The following is a 20861-nucleotide window of genomic DNA, read 5'->3' as shown; positions in this document are numbered from 1 at the left end:
CTCAGTGATCCCGGAGACCGGCGGGCCGGTTCCGGACGCGGGCGGGACCCGGGGGCATCCGGGCCCCGTCCGCGTGAGTTCGCAGGATGAGCGGGGTCTCTGGGGCGGTTTCCGTGTGGCGCCGCCGGGTCAGGCCGTGACGGGCTGGGGCTGCTCGATGGGGGTCCAGCCGCTGCCGGACGCGGCGCTGTGCGCGACGGCCTCCAGCACCCGCTGCACCTGCAGACCGTCCTCGAACGACGGCGCGGGGTCGGTGCCGTCGGCGATGGCGGTGAGCAGGTCGGCGACCTGGTGGGTGAAGGTGTGCTCGTAGCCCAGGCCGTGACCGGCGGGCCACCAGGCTCCCGCGTAGGGGTGCTCGGGCTCGGTGACCAGGATCCGGCGGAACCCGGCGGTGGCCGGCTCGGCGGTCTGGTCGTGGAACCACAGCTCGTTCATCGCCTCGAAGTCGAACGCCAGGCTGCCGGCCGAGCCGTTGACCTCGATCCGCAGCGCGTTCTTGCGTCCGGTGGCGAAGCGGGTCGCCTCGAAGGAGGCCAGCGCTCCCCCGGCGGTGCGGCCGATGAACAGCGCCGCGTCGTCGACGGTCACCGGGCCGCGCCCCGCGCCGTCCGCCGTGGCGCCCAGGCCCGCGGCGTCGGCAGCCAGCGGCCGCTCCTTGACGAACGTCTCGGTGAGCGCGCTGACGCCGACGAGCCGGTCGCCGGTGATGAACTGCGCGGTATCGATGATGTGCGCGCCGATGTCGCCGAGCGCGCCGGACCCGGCCTTCTGCTCGTCCAGCCGCCACACCAGCGGGAACTCCGGGTCGACGATCCAGTCCTGCAGGTACTGGGCGCGCACGTGGTGGATGCGGCCGAGGCGGCCGTCGGCCACCAGCCGCCGCGCGAGCGCGACGGCGGGCACCCGCCGGTAGTTGAACCCGACCATGGCGCGCACGCCGCGGGCCCGGGCGGCCCGCGCCGCCGCCACCATGGACTCGGCCTCGGCGACGCTGTTGGCCAGCGGCTTCTCGCACAGCACGTGCTTGCCCGCCTCCAGCGCCGCCACCGCGATCTCGGCGTGGGAGTCGCCGGGGGTGCAGATGTCGACGAGCTGGACGTCGTCGCGGCGCAGCAGGTCCTTCCAGTCGGTCTCCACCGCCGCCCAGCCCAGCGTGGCCGCCGCCGCGGCGGCCCGCTCCCGGGACCGGCCGGCCAGCGCCGCCATCACCGGCGTGTACGGCGGGTCGAAGAACGCCGCGACGCTGCGCCAGGCCTGCGAGTGGGCGCGCCCCATGAAGGCGTGGCCCACCAGGCCGATCCCGAGGGCGGGCTTGCGGTCTTCAGTCATCTGTCTTCCCCCTGTCAAGGCGCTGCGGGCGGGGCCTGCCCGCCGGTCAGGACTCGAATCCGAGCGGCAGGTACTGGTCGACGTTCTGCCTGGTGATCGTCTCGGAGGCCAGCGTGATGGACTGCGGGACCTGCCGTTCCACCAGGTCGGACATGCCCTTGCCCTGCGCGATCAGCCGCGCGATCCGGATCGCCGAGGACGCCATGGTGGGGCTGTAGGTGACGGTGGCCTCCAGCACCCCGCCGTTCTTGATCTCCCGCATGGCGTTGGCCGAACCGGCGCCGCCGACCATGAAGAACTCGTTGCGGCCCGCCTGCTTGATGGCGGCGAGCACGCCCACGCCCTGGTCGTCGTCGTGGTTCCACAGCGCGTCGATCTTCTTGTGCGCCTGCAGCAGGTTGCTGGCGACCTGGTTGCCGGTCTCCACGGTGAACTTGGCGTCCTGCTTGGCGGTCACCGTGAAACCGTAGGTCTTCAGCGCGTCGGCGAAACCCTTGCTGCGCTCCTGGGTGAGGGGCAGGGTGGCGATGCCCTGGATCTCCACGATCACCGGGTTGGAGGCGTTCTTGGACTTCAGCTTGTTGCCGATGTAGTGGCCGGCGGCCACGCCCATGCCGTAGTTGTCGCCGCCGATCCAGGTGCGGTACGACAGCTTGTCGGGGAAGACCCGGTCCAGGTTGATGACGGGGATGCCCGCGTCCATGGCCTTGCGGGCGACCTGGTTGAGCTGCTCGCCGTCGTTGGGCAGCAGCACCAGCGCGTTGACCTTGCGGGAGATCAGCGACTCGACCGCCGAGATCTGCTGGTTGATGTCGTTGGTGGGCTCGACGGCCTGGAAGTCGACGTCGGAGTAGCGCTTGGCCTGCGCCTCGGCGTTCTTGGCGATGGCGGCGATCCAGCCGTGGTCGGCCTGCGGCGCGGAGAACCCGATGGTGACGCGCTTGCCCGGCTTGTCGTTGTCGCCCCCGGCGGCGACGTTCTGCTGGCCCGCGGCGCCCTCGTCGGCCTCGGGTTCGTTGCTGGTGCACGCGGCGGCGAGCGCGCCCGCGCCGACCACCGCTCCGCCGACGAGGAATCCCCTGCGGTTGAGGCGGCTGCTGTCTGCCATTGGTCGCTCCTGGAATGCGGGGAGGTGGGATGGGATGGGGGGGCGTGCGCGGGGTGCGCCGGCCTGGTGCGCTCGCCGGGGGTGCGCTAGGTGCGCGCCTCGAGGCCGCGGCGCTGCAGCAGCACGGCGGCGACGATGATCGCGCCCTTGGCGATGAGCTGGTCGCTGGTGTCCAGCCCGTTGAGGATGAACAAGTTCGTGATCACGGTGAAGACGAACAGGCCGAGGATCGACCCGACCAGGGTGCCGCGACCGCCGGTCAGCAGGGTCCCGCCGATGATGACCGCGGCGATGGCGTCCAGCTCGTACAGGTCGCCGTGGGTGCTGGAGCCGGTGGTGGTGCGGGCCATGATGATGATCGCGGCGATGCCGCAGCACAGCCCGGACAGCGCGTACAGCAGCAGGGTGTGCCGCTTGACGTCGATGCCCGCCAGGCGGGCCGCCTCGGGGTTGCCGCCGACGGCGAAGGTGCGCCGGCCGAAGGTGGTGCGGTTGAGCAGCACCCATCCGGCGGCGGCCACCGCGGCGAAGATGAACACCACCAGCGGCAGGCCGAGCACGCGGGTGGTGGACAGCGCCTCGATGGCGTCGTTCTCGGGCCGCACCAGCTGGGTCCTGCGGTCCGACATCCGCTGGGCCAGGCCGCGCGCGGCGACCAGCATGGCCAGGGTGGCGATGAACGGCACCATCCGGCCGTAGGAGATCAGCAGCCCGTTGACCAGGCCGGCGCCGGTGCCGACCAGGATCGCGCACAGCGCCATCACGCCGGGCCCGTAGGACTGGGTGGCCAGGGTGGTCGCCCACACCGAGGCCAGCGCCATCACCGCGCCCACCGACAGGTCGATGCCCCCGCCGATGATCACGAAGGTCATGCCGACGGTGATGACGCCGATGGTGGCGGCCAGCGACAGGATGCTGACCAGGTTGTCGGAGGTGGCGAAGTTGTCGGGCTTGGTGACCAGGCCGATCAGCGCCAGCAGCACCAGCGCGGCGACCAGGCCGATGTGCCTGCTCTCCCCCACCCGGGCCAGGCCGCCCGGCAGCGGCACGGGTCCCTTCGCGCGCCGCCCTCCGGTCTTCGCCGCGGCGGCCTCGACCCGGGCCTGCTCGTCGGCCGGCGGCCGGTCGACGGCGGTGGCGTCCGCCGCGGCCGTGTCGGCAGCGGTCGTGTCGGCCGGGGTCGTGTCCGCCGGACGGGCGCCGCCGTGCCCCTTGGCCTCGCTCATGGCGTCCCCACCGTGCCCACCGCGCCCATGGCGCTCCCTTCCATGATCATGTTGAGTACGGCCTCCTCGTCCAGCTCGGCGCCGGGGGCCTGGTGGATGACCCGGCCCTCGCGCAGCACCAGCACCCGGTCGGCCAGGCCGAGCACCTCCGGCACCTCGCTGGAAACCAGCAGGACGGCGATGCCCTCGTCGGCCAGCCGCCGGATCAGCCCGTACAGCTCGGCGCGGGCGCCGACGTCCACGCCGCGGGTGGGTTCGTCCAGAAGCAGCAGGCGCCGCCCGTCCAGCAGCCAGCGGGCCAGGACGACCTTCTGCTGGTTGCCGCCCGACAGCGTGCGCACCTTGCGGGCGGGGTCGTGCGGCCGCACGTCGAGGGCCCTGAGCTGCTCGCCGACCTCGGCGAGCTCTCGCCGCCGGTCCAGCCAGCCGAGGGAGGAGAAGCGGCGCAGCCCGGCGAGGCTGACGTTGCGCGCCACCGACTCCTCCAGCAGCAGCGCCTGCGCCTTGCGCTCCTCGGGGGCCAGGCCCATGCCGAGCCGCACGGCGTTGGTGGTGCTGGCCCCCTTCACGGGACGGCCGTCCAGCAGCACCCGGCCCGCGGTGGGGCGGCGCGCGCCGTAGACGGCCTCCAGGATCTCCGAGCGGCCCGACCCGACCAGCCCGGCCAGTCCGACGATCTCCCCCGCGCGCACGGCGAACGACACGTCGTGGAAGTGCCCGGGGAGGGTGAGGCCCTCGACGCGCAGCACCTCCGGCGCGTCCTCGCGCGGGCCCGGGCGCGGGGGGAAGACGTACTCGACGGTGCGGCCGGTCATCAGCGTGACGATCTGCGAGGTCGGGGTGCGGTCGGCGGGCAGGCCGACGGCGACGGTGCGGCCGTCCTTCAGCACGGTGACCCGGTCGCCGATCTCGCGGATCTCCTCCAGCCGGTGGGAGATGTAGACGACGGCGACCCCGGCGGCGGTCAGCTCGCGGATGATGCGGAACAGGTTGACCACCTCGTCGTGGGCGAGGGCGGCCGACGGCTCGTCCATGATGATCAGCCGGGCGTCGTGGGACAGCGCCCGGGCCATGCTGACCACCTGCCGTCCGGCGGCGGGCAGCCGCCCGACCTCGGCGGTGGGCGAGATCTCGCCGTGGCCGAGCCGTTCCAGCAGCCGCCGGGCGGCTTTGTTCATCTGGCCGCGCCGGGTGAAGCCGAGCTTGGCCGCCTCGTGCCCGAGGAAGATGTTGTCGGCCACCGACAGCCCGTCCACCAGGTCGAGTTCCTGGTAGATGGTGGCGATGCCGAGCCGCATCGCGTCGGTCGGGTTGGCCAGCCGGACCGGGCGGCCGTCGAAGCGGACCTCGCCGGCGTCGGGCTGGTGCGCCCCGGCCAGCACCTTGATCAGCGTGGACTTGCCCGCGCCGTTCTGCCCGAGCAGGCAGTGCACCTCTCCCGCGCGGACCGTCAGGTCGACGCCGTCGAGCGCCCGGACGCCGGGGAACTGCTTGACGATGCCGCTCATGACGAGCAGGGGGCCGCCGTTCGCGGTGGTCTCCATCCGCGCCGCTCCTTCCGGGGGGCTGGCTGAGGGCCTGGCGCGAAGGTACCGACTTTCGATGACTTTGAGAAGACCTTTCCTCAGAGCGTGTTCAGCTTTCGACGCTCACAGGACAAACTTCGGGATGGCGTCACCCGGTGACGTAACGCGAGGGGATCGCCACGGCACGCAGCGGCCGCGCGACGGCCGCAGGGCGGGGCCGTGCGCGGCGAAAAGGACGTCCGGGCCGGTCAGGCGGTGGAGAAGACCTGGTCGCTGATCATCCGGGCGGCGCCGATGACGCCGGCGGCGGCCTCCAGCTCCGACAGCACGATGGGCAGGTTGCCGGTGGCCAGGGGGGCGGAACGGCGGTAGACGACGCTGCGGATCTCGGCCAGCAGGGTGTGGCCGAGCCCGGCCACGCCGCCCGCGATGATGACCAGCCCCGGGTTGAAGAAGCTGACCAGGCTGGCCAGCACCTGGCCGACGCGGCGGCCGCCCTCGCGGATCATCTCCACCGCCACCGGGTCGCCGGCCTGGGCGGCGGCGGCCACGTCGGCGGCGGTGACCTCGCCCGCCTGGGCGAGCCGCTCGGCCAGGAACGGCGAACGGGCCGAGCGGGCGGCGACCAGCGCGTCGCGGGCCAGCGCGGCGCCGCCGAAGTAGGCCTCCAGGCAGCCGATGTTGCCGCAGGCGCACACCGGCCCGGCGTCGTCGACGCGGATGTGCCCGATGTCGCCCGCGCAGCCGGACACCCCGCGGTAGATGCCGGAGTCGACCACGATGCCGCAGCCGATGCCCGTGCCGATCTTCACCAGCAGGAAGTCCTCGACCGACCGGGCCAGGCCCGCGTGCAGCTCGCCGAGCGCCATGATGTTGACGTCGTTGTCGACCAGCGCGGGGCAGCCCAGCTCGCGGCTGATGACCTCGCGCACCGGGAAGCGGTCCCAGCCGGGCATGATCGGCGGGGCGACGGGGACGCCCTCGCGGAAGCTGACCGGGCCGGGCACGCCCACCCCGGCGCCGTGGATCTCCTCGAACAGGCCCTGCTCGCGCAGCTTGCCGAGCAGGTCCAGGCCGCGGTCGAGCACGACCTCGGGCCCCTGGCGGATGTCGCACGGCTCGGCCAGGTGGCCGAGGACCTCCATCTCGCCGTTGGTCACGGCCACGTCGATGGACGTGGCGCCGATGTCGATGCCGGCGAAGCGCAGCCGCGACGACAGCCGGACGATGCCCGAGCGGCGGCCGCCCCGGGACGCGGCCAGCCCGGCGGACTCGACCATGCCCAGCTCGATCAGCCGGTCGAGCTCGACCGCGAGCTTGGAGCGCGACAGCCGCACCACGTCGCCGAGCTCGGCGCGCGAACGCGGGCCCTCGTCGCGAAGCAGGCCGAGCAGGCGGGCCTGGTGCCCGTTCTCGGGCCGCGCCATCGTCCGCATCGCCTCGATCCCCCGCGTGACCCCCGTGCTTTCGCTCTTAATGCTAGAACCTTCCGTCCGTGAAAGGCCGAAGCCGTGGCGGGTCGGCGGCCGGCGCCCACGTCACGCGCTCGGGTGGACCTGTTTCGTTCCGGAGACTAACCACTTTCGTGGAACCAGAAAAGTATTTGGCCGACTCTGTGACTAACTTCTCTCACTCTCTGGACAAAGTCGGTTTCCTGACCGATCGTGAAGGACGCGACCCCCACGCGAGATCGCACGCCGACTCGCGTCCTCCGGCGAACGAACCCCGACGAGCCGAACCCGACGAGCGAACCAACTCCCGACTGCGTCCCCGACATCGTGAACCCACCCCCGCGTTCCGGTTGGAACGCGGCACCGAGCGAGGAGCGGTTTGAACATGAGCGGTACCGGCGTGTGGCTGGCGGGCGCCCGCGGATCGGTGGCGACGACGGCCGTCCTCGGTGCGCTGGCCGTCCGTGCCGGGCTCGCCGAGCGCACCGGATTCGTCTGCGAGGTCCCCGGCTTCCCCGACGCCGGGCTGCCCGCGGTGAGCGACCTGGTGTTCGGCGGCCACGACCTGGTCGACGTCCCCCTGCTGAAACGCGCCGAACAGCTCGCCCACGCGGGCGTGGTCCCGCCGGGCCTGCCCGCACGGCTGCGCGACGAGCTGGCCGCGGTGGAGGCCGACATCGTCACCGGCGGCGCCGACGGCCGCACCCGCGACCCGGCCGGGACGCTGCGCCGCCTGACCGACGACATCCGCGCCTTCCGCGACCGGCACGCCCTGGACCGCGTCGTGGTGGTGAACGTGACGGCGACCGAGCCGCCGACCGCGCCGCGTCCCGAGCACGCCACCCTGGCCGCCCTGCGGCGCGCGATCGACGGCGGCACGATGGTGCTGCCCGCCAGCGCCTGCTACGCCTACGCGGCGTTCGAGGCGGGCTGCGGCCACGTCGACTTCACCCCGTCGGTGGGCGCGCGGCTGCCCGCGCTGGCGGAGCTGGCCCGCGAACGCGCCGTCCCGTACGCGGGCAACGACGGCAAGACGGGCGAGACGCTGGTGAAGGCGGCGCTGGCGCCGATGTTCGCCGGCCGGAACCTGCGGGTCGGCTCCTGGGCGGGCACCAACCTGCTGGGCGGCGGCGACGGCGCCAACCTGGCCGACCCGCAGGCGGCCGCCAGCAAGCTGGACTCCAAGCGGCGCCTGGTGGCCGAGACGCTCGGCTACCCGGTCGACGGGCCGCTGCACATCGACTACGTCGCCGACCTGGGCGAGCAGAAGACCGCCTGGGACCACGTGACCTTCCAGGGCTTCCTGGGCGCCCGGATGACGCTGCAGTTCACCTGGCAGGGGTACGACTCGGCGCTCGCCGCGCCCCTGGTGCTGGACCTGGCCCGCCTGGTGGCCACGGCGCACGCGGCCGGACGCGCCGGGCCGCTGCCGGAGCTGGCCTACTTCTTCAAGGACCCGATCGGCGCGACGACGCACGACCTGGCCGCGCAGTACGACGCGCTGTGCGCCTTCGCCGCCCGGGGCTGCCGATGAGGGCGCTGGTGGAGCTGGTGCGGGCGCCGGCCGCGCTGTCGGTGCCCGGCGACGTGCTGTCCGGCGCGGCCGCCGCCGGGGGCCTGCGCGGCGTGCGCGGGCCGGCGGGGCTGGCGGCGGCGTCGGTGTGCCTGTACTGGGCCGGGATGGCGCTGAACGACTACGCCGACCGGCGGCTGGACGCGGTGGAGCGCCCCGAGCGGCCCATCCCGTCCGGGCGGGTGCGTCCCGGCACGGCCCTTGCGGTCGCGGCCGGGCTGACCGGCGCGGGCGTCGCACTGGCCGCCGCGGCGGGCGGCCGCCGGTCGCTGCGGGCCGCCATCCCGCTCGCCGCCGCCGTGTGGGCGTACGACCTGCTGCTCAAGCCGACGCCCGCGGCTCCGGCCGCGATGGCGCTGTGCCGCGGGCTGGACGTCATGCTCGGCGCCACGGCCGCGGGCCGGGGGCGATGGCGGGCCGCGCTGCCCGCCGCGTGCACCGTCGGCGCGCACACCTTCGCCGTCACGCTGCTCAGCCGCGGCGAGGTGAGCGGGGCGACGTCCCGCCGCGTCGGGCTGGCCGCCGTGACCGGCGCCCCGGTCGTCCCGCTCGTGCTGGCCGAGATCGCCGGCCGCCCCGGCGGCGGGACGCACCGGTCGCGCGTCGCCGGGCGGGCGGTGGCGACGGGGCTGCTCGGCGCGTACACCGCCACGGTCGGCGGCGCGCAGGCGGCGGCGGTGCGGGAGCCGAGCGCCGAGCGCATCCGGCGGGCGGTCGGCGCGGGCGTCCTCGGGCTGATCCCGTTGCAGGCCGCGCTGACCGCCGCGCGCGGGCATCCGCTGGCGGGGCTGGCGCTCGTCCCCGCCCACCCCCTGGCCCGGCGCCTGGCACGAAAGGTCTCGCCGACATGACGCTGCGCTTCGGCTACGGCACCAACGGATTCTCCGACCATCGGCTCGACGACGCGCTGGCGGTGCTGGCGGGTTTGGGTTACGACGGCGTCGCGCTCACCCTCGACGTGCGGCACCTGGACCCGTTCGCTCCCGACCTGCCGCGCGCGGTCGACCGCGTCGCCGCCCGCCTGGACGAGCTGGGCCTGTCGGTGGTGGTCGAGACGGGCGCGCGGTACCTGCTGGACCCGTGGCGCAAGCACCAGCCGACGCTGCTGTCGGAGGACGGCGCGGACCGCCGCGTCGACCTGCTGCTGCGGGCCGTGCGCGTCGCCGCCGACCTCGGCGCGCAGGCGATGTCGTTCTGGAGCGGCACGGCCCTCGGATCCGACCCGCCGGACGTGCTGTGGGACCGGCTGACGCGGGGTTGCGAGCAGGTGCTGCGCCTGGCCGACGAGCGGGACGTGACGCTGGCGTTCGAGCCGGAGCCCGGCATGTTCGTCGACACCATCGGCGGATACGAGCGGCTCGCCGCCCGGCTCGGCGCCCCGCCGCGCTTCGGGATCATGCTCGACATCGGGCACTGCCGGTGCCTGGAGCCCGAGCCGGTGCCCGACTGCGTCCGCCGGGCCGGTCCGCGGCTGGCGGGCGTGCAGATCGAGGACATGCGGCGGGGCGTGCACGAGCACCTGGAGTTCGGCGCCGGGGAGATCGACTTCCCGCCGGTGATGAAGGCGCTGGACGAGACGGGCTACACGGGGCTGGTCTCGGTGGAGCTCCCCCGCCACGGCCACGACGCCCCCGGGGCCGCCCGCCGCTCGCTGGAGTTCCTCAGGGAGGTCTCATGACGCGGGAGGCCCTGCGCGACGAGCTGACGGCGGCCCTGGCACCGGTGCTGGACGCCGAGGCGTCCGCCTGGCTGGCCGGCGCCCGGGAGCGCATCGGCGCCGACGCCGGCGCCGCCGCCGTGCTGCTGCCCGCCGCCGGCCGCCGCTGCGGCCGCGGGCCCCTGCCCAGTCGGGGGACGACACCCGAACCCCCGTCAGTCGACGACGCGGCGCGCGTGGTGATGCTGCTGGAGCTGCCCTGCACCGGCGACGCGCTCGCGGCGCGGCTCGACGACCTGTACCGGCACGGCGACGCGCACGAGCGGCGGGCCGTGCTGCGGTCGCTGGACGCGCTCGGCGCGGAGGTGGGCGAGGCCGCGCTGCCGCTGCTGCACGACGCGCTGCGCACCAACGACACCCGCCTGGTGGCCGCCGCCCTCGGCCCGTACGCGGCCGAGCGGCTGCCCGCCCCGGCATGGCGGCAGGCCGTGCTGAAGTGCGTGTTCATCGGCGTGCCGCTGTCCGTGGTGGCCGGTCTGGACGACCGCGCCGACGCCGAGCTGACCCGGATGATGACCGACTACGCGCGCGAGCGCACCGCCGCAGGCCGCGACGTCCCCGCTGACGTGGCCCGTTTCCTGGAGGTCCGGTGAGAATCTTCGACCCGCACATCCACATGACCTCGCGCACCACCGACGACTACGAGCGGATGTACGAGGCCGGTGTGCGCGCGCTGGTGGAGCCCGCGTTCTGGCTCGGCCAGCCGCGCACCTCGGTCGGCACGTTCGTCGACTACTTCGACGGGCTGGTGGGCTGGGAGCCGTTCCGCGCCGCGCAGTTCGGCATACGGCACCACTGCACGATGGCGCTGAACCCCAAGGAGGCCAACGATCCGCGCTGCCGTCCCGTCCTGGACCTGCTCCCCCGCTACCTGGAGAAGGACGGGGTGGTCGCGGTGGGCGAGGTCGGCTACGACTCGATGACCCCGGAGGAGGACGAGGTGTTCGCCCGGCAGCTCGCCCTCGCCGTCGAGCACGACCTGCCCGTGCTGGTGCACACCCCGCACCGCGACAAGGCGGAGGGCACGCGCCGGTCGCTGGACGTGGTGCGCGAGTCGGGGCTGCCCCCGGAACGCGTCGTCATCGACCATCTCAACGAGGTCACCGTGGGGCCGGTGGCCGACGCCGGGTGCTGGATGGGGTTCTCCATCTACCCCGACACCAAGATGGACGAGGACCGCATGGTGGCGATCCTGCGCGAGTACGGCACCGAGCGGATGCTGGTGAACTCCGCGGCCGACTGGGGCCGCAGCGACCCGCTCAAGACGCGGCGCACGGGTGAGGCGATGCTCGCCGCCGGGTTCACCGACGACGACGTGGACCGCGTGCTGTGGCGCAACCCCGTGGAGTTCTACGGGCAGAGCGGACGGCTGGTGCTGGACGAGCCCGCCGAAGCCGGGACGCTGTTCGAGGGAAACTCGGTGCTGCGCGGCACGCCCGCCTGAACCCGCGGAGGACGCACATCATGCGGTTGCGCCATCGCGACGGCACCCTGGTCCATCTCGCCTACTGCGCCAACGTCCATCCGGCCGACGACTTCCCCGGCGTCCTCGACAGGCTGCACCGGTACGCCATACCGGTACGGCGTCGCCTGGGCGTGCCACGGTTGTCGGTGGGGCTGTGGCTGCCCCGCCCCGTGGCCGCGACGCTCGTCGCCGATCCCGGTGCGCTGGACAAGCTGCGCGCCGCCTTGGCCGCAGGCGGCCTGGAGGTGGTGACGCTCAACGGGTTCCCCTACGCGGGCTTCGGCAAGGACGTCGTCAAGACCGATGTGTACCTGCCCGACTGGGGCGACCCCGACCGGCTCGCCTACACGCTCGACCTCGCCACGGTACTCGCCGCGTTGCTCCCCGGCGACGTCGCCCGCGGCAGCGTCTCGACGCTCCCGCTGGGCTGGGCCCCGTGGTGGGACGGCGAACGGCACGACCGGGCGCGCCGCCACCTCGACGCGCTGTCCGCCGGGCTCGCCGACCTGGAGAGGCGTACCGGCCGGACCATACGGGTCGGCCTGGAGCCGGAACCGGGATGCGTGGTGGAGACCACGGCCGACGCCGCCCGCCTCCTCACCGGCGTCGACACCTCGCGGGTGGGCGTCTGCCTGGACACCTGCCACCTGGCGGTCGAGTTCGAGGAACCGGGCGAGGCGCTGGCCCGTCTGGACGCGGCGGGGCTGCCGGTGGTGAAGACACAGGCGTCGGCCGCGCTGCACGCCTCCGATCCGTCGGCCGCGCGACGGGAACTCGAAAAGTTCGCCGAACCGCGCTACCTGCACCAGACACGCGCGCACACGGCCGAGGGCGTCCGCCGCGTCGACGACCTCCCCGACGCTCTCGCCGGCGGCCTCCCGGCCGACGGGCCATGGCGCGTCCACTTCCACCTTCCACTGCACGCCGATCCGCCCGCCCCGCTCGCCGGTACCCGCGCCGACCTGCGCGCCGCCCTGGACGTCCTGCTGGGCGGACCGGCGGCGCGCACCGACCACGTCGAGGTGGAGACCTACACCTGGACGGTGCTGCCGGGCGGCCGTCCCGACCTGGCCGACGGCATCGCCGCCGAGCTCGACTGGACGCGCGCCGAACTGGTCCGGCTCGGCCTCATCGAGGAGGACGCATGACCACGCCGCTCGTGGTGCTCGACGTCGTGGGGCTGACCCCGCGGCTGCTGCCGCACATGCCCAACCTGTCCAAGCTCGCCGCCGACGGCTTCCAGGCCGAGCTGGGCACCGTGCTGCCCGCCGTGACGTGCTCGGTGCAGTCGACCTTCCTCACCGGGGAGATGCCCAGCGGACACGGGGTGGTCGCCAACGGCTGGTACTTCCGCGACCTGGGCGAGGTGTTCCTGTGGCGGCAGCACAACGCGCTCGTCGGCGGGGAGAAGGTGTGGCACGCCCTACGCGAACGCCACCCCGGCTACACCGTCGCCAACGTGTGCTGGTGGTACGCCATGGGCGCCGACGTCGACTGGACCGTCACGCCCCGTCCCATCTACTACGCCGACGGACGCAAGGAACCCGACTGCTACACCCACCCGCCGTCGCTGCACGACCGTCTCACCTCGCGCCTGGGCGACTTCCCGTTGTTCACCTACTGGGGGCCGCGTGCCGGGCTGCCGTCGTCGCAATGGATCTGCCGGGCCGCCCGGATGCTGCTGGAGGAGGAACGTCCCGACCTGACCCTGGTCTACCTGCCGCACCTGGACTACGACCTGCAACGGTACGGGCCGGACGACCCGCGCGCCGCACGGGCCGCGGCCGCCCTGGACGAACTGCTGGGCCCGTTGCTGGCCGCCGCGCGCGCTCGGGGCGCGACGACGGTGGCGTTGTCGGAGTACGGCATCACGTCCGTGTCGCGTCCGGTGGAGATCAACCGTGCGCTGCGCCGGGCCGGGCTGCTGAACGTCCACACCCAGGACGGCATGGAGTACCTGGACCCGTGGACGTCCCGCGCGTTCGCCGTGGCCGACCACCAGATCGCGCACGTGTACGTCCGCGACCCGTCCGACACGCCCCGCGTCCGGGCGCTGCTCGACGACCTGGACGGTGTGGAACGGGTGCTCGACGAGGCGGGCAAGGCCGAGGCGGGGCTGGACCACGAACGCTCCGGGGAACTGGTCGCGATCGCCGAGCCCGACGCGTGGTTCGCCTACTACTACTGGCTGGACGACGCCCGCGCCCCCGACTTCGCCAAGCTCGTCGAGATCCACCGCAAGCCCGGCTACGACCCCGCCGAACTGTTCATGGACCCCGACGACCGCACGGTGCAGCTGCGCGCCGGGCTCGCCCTGGCCCGCAAGAAGCTCGGCATGCGCTACCTGATGAACGTCGTCCCGCTGAACGGGAACCTGGTGCGCGGCAGCCACGGGCGGCTGCCCGCCGATCCCGCGGACGGCCCCGTGCTGATCTGCTCCGATCCGTCGGCGGCCCGGGAGCGGTATCACGCCACCGAGGTCAAGCAGCTCCTGATCGACCTGAGCACCTGAACGATGCGGCGTTCCTACTAGTCTGTCGGAGTGTCCCCTCCTTCGCCCGTCTCCTCCCCTGGTGCCCGGCTGGGCTGGCTGGACGCGCTGCGGGGATGGGCGGCGATGCTGGTGGCGCTGCACCACGCCAGTTACGTCTTCGTGCCGGACCTGCAGGCGTCGCTGGCAGGCCGGTGGGACCCCGGCCACTACGGCGTGCTGGTGTTCTTCCTCGTCAGCGGGTACATCGTGCCCGCCTCGCTGGAGCGGCACGGCAGCGTGCGCGCGTTCTGGACCGGCCGGGCCTTCCGCCTGTACCCGCTGCTGGCCGTGGCGTGCCTGCTGGGGGTGCTGCCGTTCCTGCTGAACGTGCGGGGGCTGCGGGCGGGGCTGGAAGAGTTCGACCCGGGGACGGCGATCCTGGCGCACGCGACGATGCTGCAGGACCTGCTGGCCGTGCCCAACGCGATCAACGTGCTGTGGACGCTGTCGTACGAGATGGCCTTCTACCTGCTGATCGTCGCCTTGTGGGTGGTGGGCGGGCAGCGCCGGTCCGCGCCGGTCGCCGTGGGCCTGGCGTTGCTCGCGCTGCCGGCGGGCGCGCTGCTGCCGACGGCGTTGCTGTCGCGCACGGCGGGCACCGGCCCCGTGGTCGTCGTGGCCGCGACCGTGCTGGTGGTCGCGGTGGCGGCGGCGATGTCGGAGCATCGCGGCCTGCGCACGGCGGGCGGCCTGCTGGGCGGGCTGCTGGCCGTCACGCTGGTCGCGGCCAACGGGCGCGTCGAGCCGTGGGAGGGGGCGGTGATGCTGGCGGTCATGTTCACCGGCACCGCCGTCTACCGGGCCGAGCACGGCCAGGTGCCGCGCCGGGCTACCGCGCTGGCGCTGGGCGCCGTCCTCGCGGCGTCGCTGGCCGCCGTGGCGTGGAACCCCCGCCTGGGCACGACGGGCGCCCAGGCATGGCAGGCCCAGTGGGTCTGGGGCAGTTCGCTGGTGCTGGCGGCCGCCACGTTCGGCGCGGCGTGGCTGCTGCGGCGGCGCCGGTTCCCGCGTTGGGCGACCGGGCTGGGCACCGCCAGCTTCTCGGTGTACCTGCTGCATCCGATCCTGCTGATGGTGTCGGCCCAGTTCCTGGGCAGGGGCGGCCGCCAGGACACGCCGGGCCTGGTCGTCTTCGTCGTGGTGCTGGTGGCGGTGAGCTGGGCGTCGCATCGCTGGATCGAGGCGCCCGCCCAGCGGGCGGGGCGGCGCCTGAGCGGCGGGCGCGCCGTGCGAGCCCGCGCGGCGGGCGGCTCGGGCGTCGTCGCGGTTCCGGCCCGGCCGCGGTGAGCCGGAAGCGGGCCACCCGGCGGGCTCCCGCCTACCCGGCGGACTCCCGCGGGGCGGGCTCGTGGGGTGCGGCGACGCGGAAGACGCGCAACTGGAGGGCGAGCGTGGCGTAGTAGCCGACGAGTGTGGTCAGCTCGAACACGCCGTCGTCGCCGAGGACGTCGCGGGCCCGGGTGAACTCCTCGTCGGTCAGGTCGCCGCGGCCGGCGAGCGCGCGGGCGGTGTCGGCGACGAGCCGTTCGCGTTCGTCGGTGAACGCGTCGTGGTCGCCGTCGCGCAGGGCGCGCAGCTCGTCATCGGTGAGCCCGGCGGCGCGCCCCACCGCCTCGTGGGCGTGGCGCTCGAAGGCGCTGTCCCAGACGGCGGCGACGGCGAGGATCGCGATCTCCCGGCAGCGGTCCGGCAACGCCCCCCGGTAGCGGATGGCCGCGCCGAGTGCCTGCAGGGCGTGTCCCAGCGCGGGACGCAGCAGCATCGCGTTGAACGGGCCCTCCAGGCCGCCCGCGTCGTCCGTCAGCGCGAACAGCCTCGGCCCCTTGCCGCGCGGGCCGGACACGATCTCGTCGTAGAGGGCGCGCTGGTCGGCGTCCAGCTCGTCGGGCCGCAGCCTGCGCAACCGGGACGGCGTCTCCTCGCCGGGCATTCGCGAAACCTCGCTCTCGCATGCTGACCTGCGGTCTTCCGCAGGACCTGGTGGCAGCTTAGGCTGCACCCGCCGGATGGCGGGAAGAGCCCGCCTGCTGGCGGTCGAAGTCCGCGGTCCGGAGGCGGACCATGGGGGCACCCCCCCGAGACGAGGAGGCTCAGATGACCGCTACACAGGAGCCCGCGCCGGCGCAGGTGGGCCCGCCCCCGCCGTTCGACCCGGAACTGAGCGCGGCGCTCGACATGGTGCGCGAGCAACTGCCCCGCCTGTCGACGCTCGAGTCCATCCCCGAGGTGCGGCAGGGGCGCGTCGGCACGGTCCCCCCGGTCACCGACGACGACCTGCGGCTGGACGGCGCGTTCGAGGTGGAGGAGCGCGCCGTGCCCGGGCCGCCCGGCGCCCCGGACGTCTCCCTGCTGATCTGCCGTCCGGTGGGAGTGGAGGCGCCGTATCCGGCGATCTACCACATCCACGGCGGCGGCATGATCCTGGGCGACAACCGGACGGGCCTGCCGGACATGCTCCTGCCGTGGGCCAGGGAGCTGGGCACGGCGGTGGTCTCGGTGGAGTACCGGCTGGCGCCCGAGCATCCGCACCCCGCGCCCGTGGAGGACTGCTACGCGGGACTGGTGTGGACGCACGAGCACGCCGCCGAGCTGGGCGTCGATCCCGAGCGGATCATCGTCGCCGGGGCCAGCGCGGGCGGCGGCCTGTCGGCGGGGGTGGCGCTGATGGCGCGCGACCGCGGCGGCCCGCCGCTGCTGGCGCAGATGCTGCTGTGCCCGATGCTGGACGACCGCAACGACAGCCCGTCGGTGCTGCAGATGGAGGGGCTGGACATCTGGGACCGCACCGCCAACCACGTGGGCTGGACGGCGCTGCTCGGCGACGCCCGCGGCGGCCCGGACGTGTCCCCGTACGCCGCCCCGGCGCGGGCCGTGGATCTCTCGGGGCTGCCGCCCGCGTTCATCGACGTCGGCTCGGCCGAGTCGTTCCGCGACGAGGACGTGGCCTACGCGGTGCGGCTGTGGCAGGCGGGCGGACGGGCCGAGCTGCACGTGTGGCCGGGCGGCTACCACGCCTTCGACGGCTTCGCACCGCAGGCCCCGGTCTCGCGGGAGGCGCGCGACGCCCGGCTGCGCTGGCTGCGCCGCGTCCTGAACGGCTGAACGCGACGGCGCGCCCGCACGGGGTGTGAGGGCGTCCCGCCCGGTGTCATGATGGCGGCGTGAGGGAGCTGGCGTGCAGGCTCGCGGCGCTGGATCCGGACGCGGGCGCGGCGGTGCGGGTGATCGCCTACTTCGACCGGCTGACGCAGGCCCGCGCGGGCCTGGAGGCGATCGTCCGGGGCGCCGCGGTGCTGGCCGGATGCCCGGCGCGGCTCGTCGATCCGCGGCGGCGGGTGCGCGTGCGGGTCACCGAGACGGGGCACCGCGACGACACCGGGACGCCGCCGGACCCCGCCTGGCCCCGCGTCGCCGTCGAACCGGACGGCGACGCGGCGCTGTGGCTGGAGCGTCCCGGACCGGCCGGAACGGTCGAGGCGATCGTGCTGGAACGGGCCGCGACGGCCGCGCGCGACGTGCTGGACCGCACCCGCGGCCGCGCGCCCGTGCACGACCCGGCGCTCGTCGAGCTGCTGTGCGACGCGTCCGCGCCGGAGGCCGCGCGGCTGCAGGCCGCCCACCGGCTGGGGCTGCCGGCCGCCGGCGCGGTCCGCGCGGTGGCCGTCGAGGACGGGCAGCCGAGGATCGCCACCGGTTCGGCTCCCCCGGTGACCGACGGGCGGCGCGCGGGAGTGGGCCCCGCCGTCGCGCTCCGCGACCTGCCGTCGTCGTGGCGGGCGGCGCGCACCGCGCTGCGCCTGACCGCGAGCGGCACCGACCAGGACCCGGGTCCGCGCGTCGTGCACGCCGACGAGATCGGGGGCCTGGCCGTCCTCGCCGAGTCGGTCGGCCCCGGCACGCCCCCGTCGCCGGACGTGGAGGCGCTGCACCGCGCCGCGTCCGCGGCGCCCTGGATGCTCGCCACGCTCGACGCCGTGGCCACCGCCGCCAGCCTGCGCGCCGCCGCGGCCTCGCTCACCCTGCACCACTCGACGCTGCAGGAGCGGCTCGCGCACGCCGAGCGGCTGCTGGGCTGGAGCGTCCGCGGCCCTCACGGCAAGCTGCGTCTGCAACTGGCGCTGGTCCTGCGCCGCCTGCACCGCGCCCCCGGCCCCTGACCACGCCAGCGGTGACGCGCGGCGGGCGGCGCGTGGAGTCAGCGGCGGACGAACAGGCCGATGCCGTTGGCGACGGGACGTTCGGAGCCGTCGGACGGCGCGTTGCGCACGGTCGCGGCCCTGCCGCGCGGGCCGCGGACGACCAGGGTGGACGAGCCGCCGCCGTCGAGGTTGACCGCGTCGTCGGCGCCCGCCTGCCACATCAGCCGCGCCAGCTCGGCGAGGGTGACGCCGCCGCTGCGCTCCGACCGGCCGTCGACGACCATCAGGTACATGCGGCGGCCGTCGCGGCTGATGCCCGCGGCCGTCCGCGGGGCCGGGTCCACGGCCGCCAGCCCGGCGGGCGGCCGGGCGTCGCGCAGGATGCGGAAGCCGCCGATGGCGAAGCGGAAGCGGTGCCGTCCGGCCAGGCGGTAGCGCACCCGTACGCGGTCGCCGCGGCGCAGCCCGCGCAGCGCGGCGGCGGCCTGCTCCCGCCCCACCAGCACGACCGTCCCCTTGGGGATGGCGCCCCGGCCGACCGTGCCGCGGACCTTGGTGACCACTCCCCGGCGCACCGTCACCTCGGCGACGTCGGTGGTGCACGGCGCGTTGCGCAGCATGTCGGTGCCGCAGACCGCGCGTCGCCGTGAGGCCTTGCCCCACTGGCTGGTGAACACCCCCGCGCCGCCCACCGGCAGCGCGTACTGGTTGAGCCCGCGCACGGCGAGGGTGGTGCGGCCGGAGCGGATCGTGCCCTTCAGGCGCAGCCTCGACACGTGCCCCACGCGCTTGCGGTCCACGCCGATGACGTCCTCGACGGAACTGGTGGGTGGCAGAGGCGGCCCGAACCGCTGCCCGAACGGCACGGCGCCCTTGCGCGGACGCCCGCTGTCCACCTCGGCGCCTGACGCCGCACCGGTCGCCTCGACGCCCGCACGCGTCTCGCCGATGTTGAAGAAGTCGCCGTTGACCCCGGCCACCGCGCGCTGCGCCCTCGCCATCACCGACACCTTCCTGCGGGCGGCGACCACGGGCGGGCGCAGCAGCCCCACGCCGACGCGCCGGTCGGCCAGGTCGGCCTCCAGGAGGTGGCCGGCGACAGGACCGGCGACGCCCCGGGTGTGGAATCTCCTGGCGGTGATCCCCGGCGACACCCGCCTGGAGGAGGTGTAGCGCAGGCCGAGGGGCACGGCCGCCCGGGACGCGGGCATCGCCGCCTTCGCGTCGGGCCGCTCCCCGGACCCCGCGCCATCGGCGTCCGGCGGTTGCCCCCTCCGGGCGTCCCCCGGGCCGGAGGCCCTCGCGTTCGCCGGTCCCGATTCCGGTCCCGGTCCGAGAACACAGACCGCCATCACCGCGCCCGCCGTCACGAGCACCGCCGCAAACCTACTGATCACCGGACAAGCCTTTCCCCCCGCGACCACCCGGCCGACCTGGTGATCTTCCTACAGCGGCGGCCCCGGAGCCCGTATCCGCGCGCCCGGCGTGGCGTCGTCCGGCACGGGTCATCCGCCGTTCATCCGGTGCCCCGGTCACGGCCATGCGGCGGGCCAGGACTGTGACGCTCATGAACAACAGAAAACGGGGGCCGCGCCGCGCGTTCGGGCTTCTCCGCGCTGGTGGGCGTGGCCACGGCGCTGGCCAAGGACGAGCCGGGCGCGCCGCCGCTGGGCGCCGGCACCGTCGCCGGCCTCGCGCCGCGCCTGCGGCGGTTCTTCTCCGGGCAGACGCTCACCGCCGGGTCGTCCGGCTGGCTGTCGGACTCCTACGTCCGCTACGCCGCGCGCGGCCAGGGACAGCAGGTGGACGGCATCATCAACTACGAGTCGGTGCTGCTGTCGCTGAACGCCTCGGGGCGGCTGCCCGAGCCGCTGACGATCGTTTATCCGCGCGACGGCGTGGTCACCGCCGACTACCCGCTCACGCAGCTGGCCTCGGCGTCGCAGCGGGCCCGCGACGCCCACCGCCGCCTCGCCGACTACCTGACCGGCCCGGACGGACAGCGGCGGATCTCCCTGCTCGCGCACCGCCGCGCGGTGCGCGGGACGCCCGGCCCCTTCCCGGCGGCCCCGCCCGAGCTGCCGTTCCCCGACCGGCTGGAGACGGTGAACGCGCTGGTCGCCGCCTACTACGACGAGTACCGGCGCCCGTCGCGCACGATCTACGTGCTGGACGTGTCGCGGTCGATGCAGGGCGAGCGGATCTCCCGGCTGCGGGCCTCGCTGGTGGGGCTGACGGGCGCCGACAACTCGCTGACGGGCGGGTTCCAGCGGTTCCACGCGCGCGAGGAGGTCACGCTGATCCCGTTCAGCGACCGCCCCGAGACGCCGCGGACGGTGACCGTGCCCGAGGACTCCCCCGAGCCCGCGCTCGCGCAGATCCGCTCGTACGCCGAGGGGCTGCGCGTCGGCGGGCAGACCGCCGTGTACGACGGCCTGCTGCGCGCCTATGAGCTGGCGCGGGAGCAGGCCGCCCGCGATCCCGACCGGTTCACCACGATCGTGCTGATGACCGACGGCGAGAACGCCCGGGGCACCGACCTGAACGGCTTCCGGTCCCGGTACGGGCGGCTGCCGGGCGCGGCGCGGGCCGTCCCGGTCTTCCCGATCCTGTTCGGCGAGGCGGCCGCCCACGAGATGGCCGAGGTCTCCGCGCTGACCGGCGGCCGCACGTTCGACGCCCGCACGCAGTCGCTGGAGACCGTGTTCAAGCAGATCCGCGACTACCAGTAGCCGGCCCCGGCCCTCCCGCGGACGCTCCGGACGCGCGCCGGAACATTCGGTAGCGGACG

The 20861-nt window shown here is 74.6% G+C and carries 18 protein-coding genes; 11 read left to right on the top strand and 7 right to left on the bottom strand.

Annotated elements, in window-relative coordinates; translation table 11 throughout:
- Nucleotides 1-129 precede the first annotated feature (129 nt).
- The 5 genes from ABZ801_RS32715 to ABZ801_RS32695 form a co-directional block, all read right to left on the bottom strand.
- The gene (locus ABZ801_RS32715) at nt 130-1332 is read right to left on the bottom strand and encodes a Gfo/Idh/MocA family oxidoreductase (protein WP_360705295.1); all 1203 of its coding nucleotides are present in this window, start codon (nt 1330-1332) and stop codon (nt 130-132) included.
- A 46-nt stretch (nt 1333-1378) separates the two neighbouring features.
- The gene (locus ABZ801_RS32710; protein WP_344946419.1) at nt 1379-2440 is read right to left on the bottom strand and encodes an ABC transporter substrate-binding protein; all 1062 of its coding nucleotides are present in this window, start codon (nt 2438-2440) and stop codon (nt 1379-1381) included.
- Between the two features lie 86 nt (nt 2441-2526).
- Nucleotides 2527-3666 carry an ABC transporter permease gene (locus ABZ801_RS32705; RefSeq protein WP_360705291.1) on the bottom strand — a complete coding sequence of 380 codons (1140 nt, stop codon included), beginning with the start codon at nt 3664-3666 and terminating at the stop codon, nt 2527-2529.
- Entirely contained in the window at nt 3663-5210 is a 1548-nt protein-coding gene (locus ABZ801_RS32700) for a sugar ABC transporter ATP-binding protein (RefSeq protein WP_344946424.1), read from the bottom strand. Before ABZ801_RS32700 ends, ABZ801_RS32705 begins: the two co-directional genes overlap by 4 nt.
- Nucleotides 5211-5440: 230 nt before the next feature.
- Nucleotides 5441-6628, bottom strand: coding sequence for an ROK family transcriptional regulator (locus ABZ801_RS32695; protein WP_360705288.1), 1188 nt, complete (start codon nt 6626-6628; stop codon nt 5441-5443).
- A 400-nt stretch (nt 6629-7028) separates the two neighbouring features.
- On the opposite strand from ABZ801_RS32695, the gene ABZ801_RS32690 reads away from it, so the two are divergent.
- The 8 genes from ABZ801_RS32690 to ABZ801_RS32655 are packed head-to-tail and all read left to right on the top strand — an operon-like array spanning nt 7029 to nt 15218.
- Nucleotides 7029-8177, top strand: a complete 1149-nt coding sequence (locus tag ABZ801_RS32690) for an inositol-3-phosphate synthase (RefSeq protein ID WP_360705285.1) — start codon at nt 7029-7031, stop codon at nt 8175-8177.
- The gene (locus tag ABZ801_RS32685) at nt 8174-9067 is read left to right on the top strand and encodes an SCO3242 family prenyltransferase (protein ID WP_360705282.1); all 894 of its coding nucleotides are present in this window, start codon (nt 8174-8176) and stop codon (nt 9065-9067) included. The genes ABZ801_RS32690 and ABZ801_RS32685 overlap by 4 nt, the downstream gene beginning before the upstream one ends.
- The gene (locus ABZ801_RS32680; RefSeq protein ID WP_360705279.1) at nt 9064-9894 is read left to right on the top strand and encodes a sugar phosphate isomerase/epimerase family protein; all 831 of its coding nucleotides are present in this window, start codon (nt 9064-9066) and stop codon (nt 9892-9894) included. The genes ABZ801_RS32685 and ABZ801_RS32680 overlap by 4 nt, the downstream gene beginning before the upstream one ends.
- Nucleotides 9891-10526, top strand: a complete 636-nt coding sequence (locus ABZ801_RS32675) for an EboA domain-containing protein (protein WP_360705276.1) — start codon at nt 9891-9893, stop codon at nt 10524-10526. The genes ABZ801_RS32680 and ABZ801_RS32675 overlap by 4 nt, the downstream gene beginning before the upstream one ends.
- Nucleotides 10523-11377: a TatD family hydrolase gene (locus ABZ801_RS32670; protein ID WP_360705273.1), complete on the top strand. Its 855-nt coding sequence runs from the start codon at nt 10523-10525 to the stop codon at nt 11375-11377. Before ABZ801_RS32675 ends, ABZ801_RS32670 begins: the two co-directional genes overlap by 4 nt.
- Nucleotides 11378-11397: 20 nt before the next feature.
- Nucleotides 11398-12546, top strand: a complete 1149-nt coding sequence (eboE, locus tag ABZ801_RS32665; protein WP_360705270.1) for a metabolite traffic protein EboE — start codon at nt 11398-11400, stop codon at nt 12544-12546.
- Entirely contained in the window at nt 12543-13910 is a 1368-nt protein-coding gene (locus ABZ801_RS32660; RefSeq protein WP_360705268.1) for a nucleotide pyrophosphatase/phosphodiesterase family protein, read from the top strand. The genes eboE and ABZ801_RS32660 overlap by 4 nt, the downstream gene beginning before the upstream one ends.
- 30 nt (nt 13911-13940) lie before the next feature.
- A complete protein-coding gene (locus tag ABZ801_RS32655) occupies nt 13941-15218 on the top strand; it encodes an acyltransferase (RefSeq protein WP_360705265.1) in 1278 nt (425 codons plus the stop codon).
- Between the two features lie 31 nt (nt 15219-15249).
- Here ABZ801_RS32655 and ABZ801_RS32650 read toward each other — a convergent pair whose 3' ends face one another.
- The gene (locus ABZ801_RS32650) at nt 15250-15861 is read right to left on the bottom strand and encodes a carboxymuconolactone decarboxylase family protein (RefSeq protein WP_360705262.1); all 612 of its coding nucleotides are present in this window, start codon (nt 15859-15861) and stop codon (nt 15250-15252) included.
- Nucleotides 15862-16025: 164 nt separating this feature from the next.
- On the opposite strand from ABZ801_RS32650, the gene ABZ801_RS32645 reads away from it, so the two are divergent.
- On the top strand, nt 16026-17033 hold the full coding sequence (locus tag ABZ801_RS32645; RefSeq protein ID WP_344955175.1) for an alpha/beta hydrolase: 1008 nt from the start codon (nt 16026-16028) through the stop codon (nt 17031-17033).
- Nucleotides 17034-17092: 59 nt separating this feature from the next.
- Nucleotides 17093-18088, top strand: coding sequence for a helix-turn-helix domain-containing protein (locus ABZ801_RS32640; protein WP_360705258.1), 996 nt, complete (start codon nt 17093-17095; stop codon nt 18086-18088).
- Nucleotides 18089-18126: 38 nt separating this feature from the next.
- Here ABZ801_RS32640 and ABZ801_RS32635 read toward each other — a convergent pair whose 3' ends face one another.
- A complete protein-coding gene (locus ABZ801_RS32635; protein WP_360705255.1) occupies nt 18127-19281 on the bottom strand; it encodes a phosphodiester glycosidase family protein in 1155 nt (384 codons plus the stop codon).
- Between the two features lie 414 nt (nt 19282-19695).
- Between ABZ801_RS32635 and ABZ801_RS32630 the strand changes: the two genes are divergently transcribed.
- Complete coding sequence (locus ABZ801_RS32630) at nt 19696-20802, top strand: VWA domain-containing protein (protein ID WP_360705252.1); 1107 nt, start codon at nt 19696-19698, stop codon at nt 20800-20802.
- Nucleotides 20803-20861 lie beyond the last annotated feature (59 nt).

This window comes from Actinomadura sp. NPDC047616, assembly GCF_040642915.1.
Taxonomy (GTDB): Bacteria; Actinomycetota; Actinomycetes; order Streptosporangiales; family Streptosporangiaceae; genus Spirillospora; species Spirillospora miaoliensis.
This window is presented reverse-complemented; position numbering and strand designations above follow the sequence as displayed.

What these genes read in the sequence shown, in the direction of transcription:
- ABZ801_RS32690 (WP_360705285.1), top strand. Translation starts at nt 7,029, where the DNA reads ATGAGCGGTACCGGCGTGTGGCTGGCGGGCGCCCGCGGATCGGTGGCG.
- ABZ801_RS32705 (WP_360705291.1), bottom strand. Translation starts at nt 3,666, where the DNA reads ATGAGCGAGGCCAAGGGGCACGGCGGCGCCCGTCCGGCGGACACGACC.
- ABZ801_RS32710 (WP_344946419.1), bottom strand. Translation starts at nt 2,440, where the DNA reads ATGGCAGACAGCAGCCGCCTCAACCGCAGGGGATTCCTCGTCGGCGGA.
- ABZ801_RS32650 (WP_360705262.1), bottom strand. Translation starts at nt 15,861, where the DNA reads ATGCCCGGCGAGGAGACGCCGTCCCGGTTGCGCAGGCTGCGGCCCGAC.
- ABZ801_RS32695 (WP_360705288.1), bottom strand. Translation starts at nt 6,628, where the DNA reads ATGCGGACGATGGCGCGGCCCGAGAACGGGCACCAGGCCCGCCTGCTC.
- ABZ801_RS32700 (WP_344946424.1), bottom strand. Translation starts at nt 5,210, where the DNA reads ATGGAGACCACCGCGAACGGCGGCCCCCTGCTCGTCATGAGCGGCATC.
- eboE (WP_360705270.1), top strand. Translation starts at nt 11,398, where the DNA reads ATGCGGTTGCGCCATCGCGACGGCACCCTGGTCCATCTCGCCTACTGC.
- ABZ801_RS32715 (WP_360705295.1), bottom strand. Translation starts at nt 1,332, where the DNA reads ATGACTGAAGACCGCAAGCCCGCCCTCGGGATCGGCCTGGTGGGCCAC.
- ABZ801_RS32645 (WP_344955175.1), top strand. Translation starts at nt 16,026, where the DNA reads ATGACCGCTACACAGGAGCCCGCGCCGGCGCAGGTGGGCCCGCCCCCG.
- ABZ801_RS32680 (WP_360705279.1), top strand. Translation starts at nt 9,064, where the DNA reads ATGACGCTGCGCTTCGGCTACGGCACCAACGGATTCTCCGACCATCGG.
- ABZ801_RS32635 (WP_360705255.1), bottom strand. Translation starts at nt 19,281, where the DNA reads ATGCCCGCGTCCCGGGCGGCCGTGCCCCTCGGCCTGCGCTACACCTCC.
- ABZ801_RS32660 (WP_360705268.1), top strand. Translation starts at nt 12,543, where the DNA reads ATGACCACGCCGCTCGTGGTGCTCGACGTCGTGGGGCTGACCCCGCGG.
- ABZ801_RS32685 (WP_360705282.1), top strand. Translation starts at nt 8,174, where the DNA reads ATGAGGGCGCTGGTGGAGCTGGTGCGGGCGCCGGCCGCGCTGTCGGTG.
- ABZ801_RS32675 (WP_360705276.1), top strand. Translation starts at nt 9,891, where the DNA reads ATGACGCGGGAGGCCCTGCGCGACGAGCTGACGGCGGCCCTGGCACCG.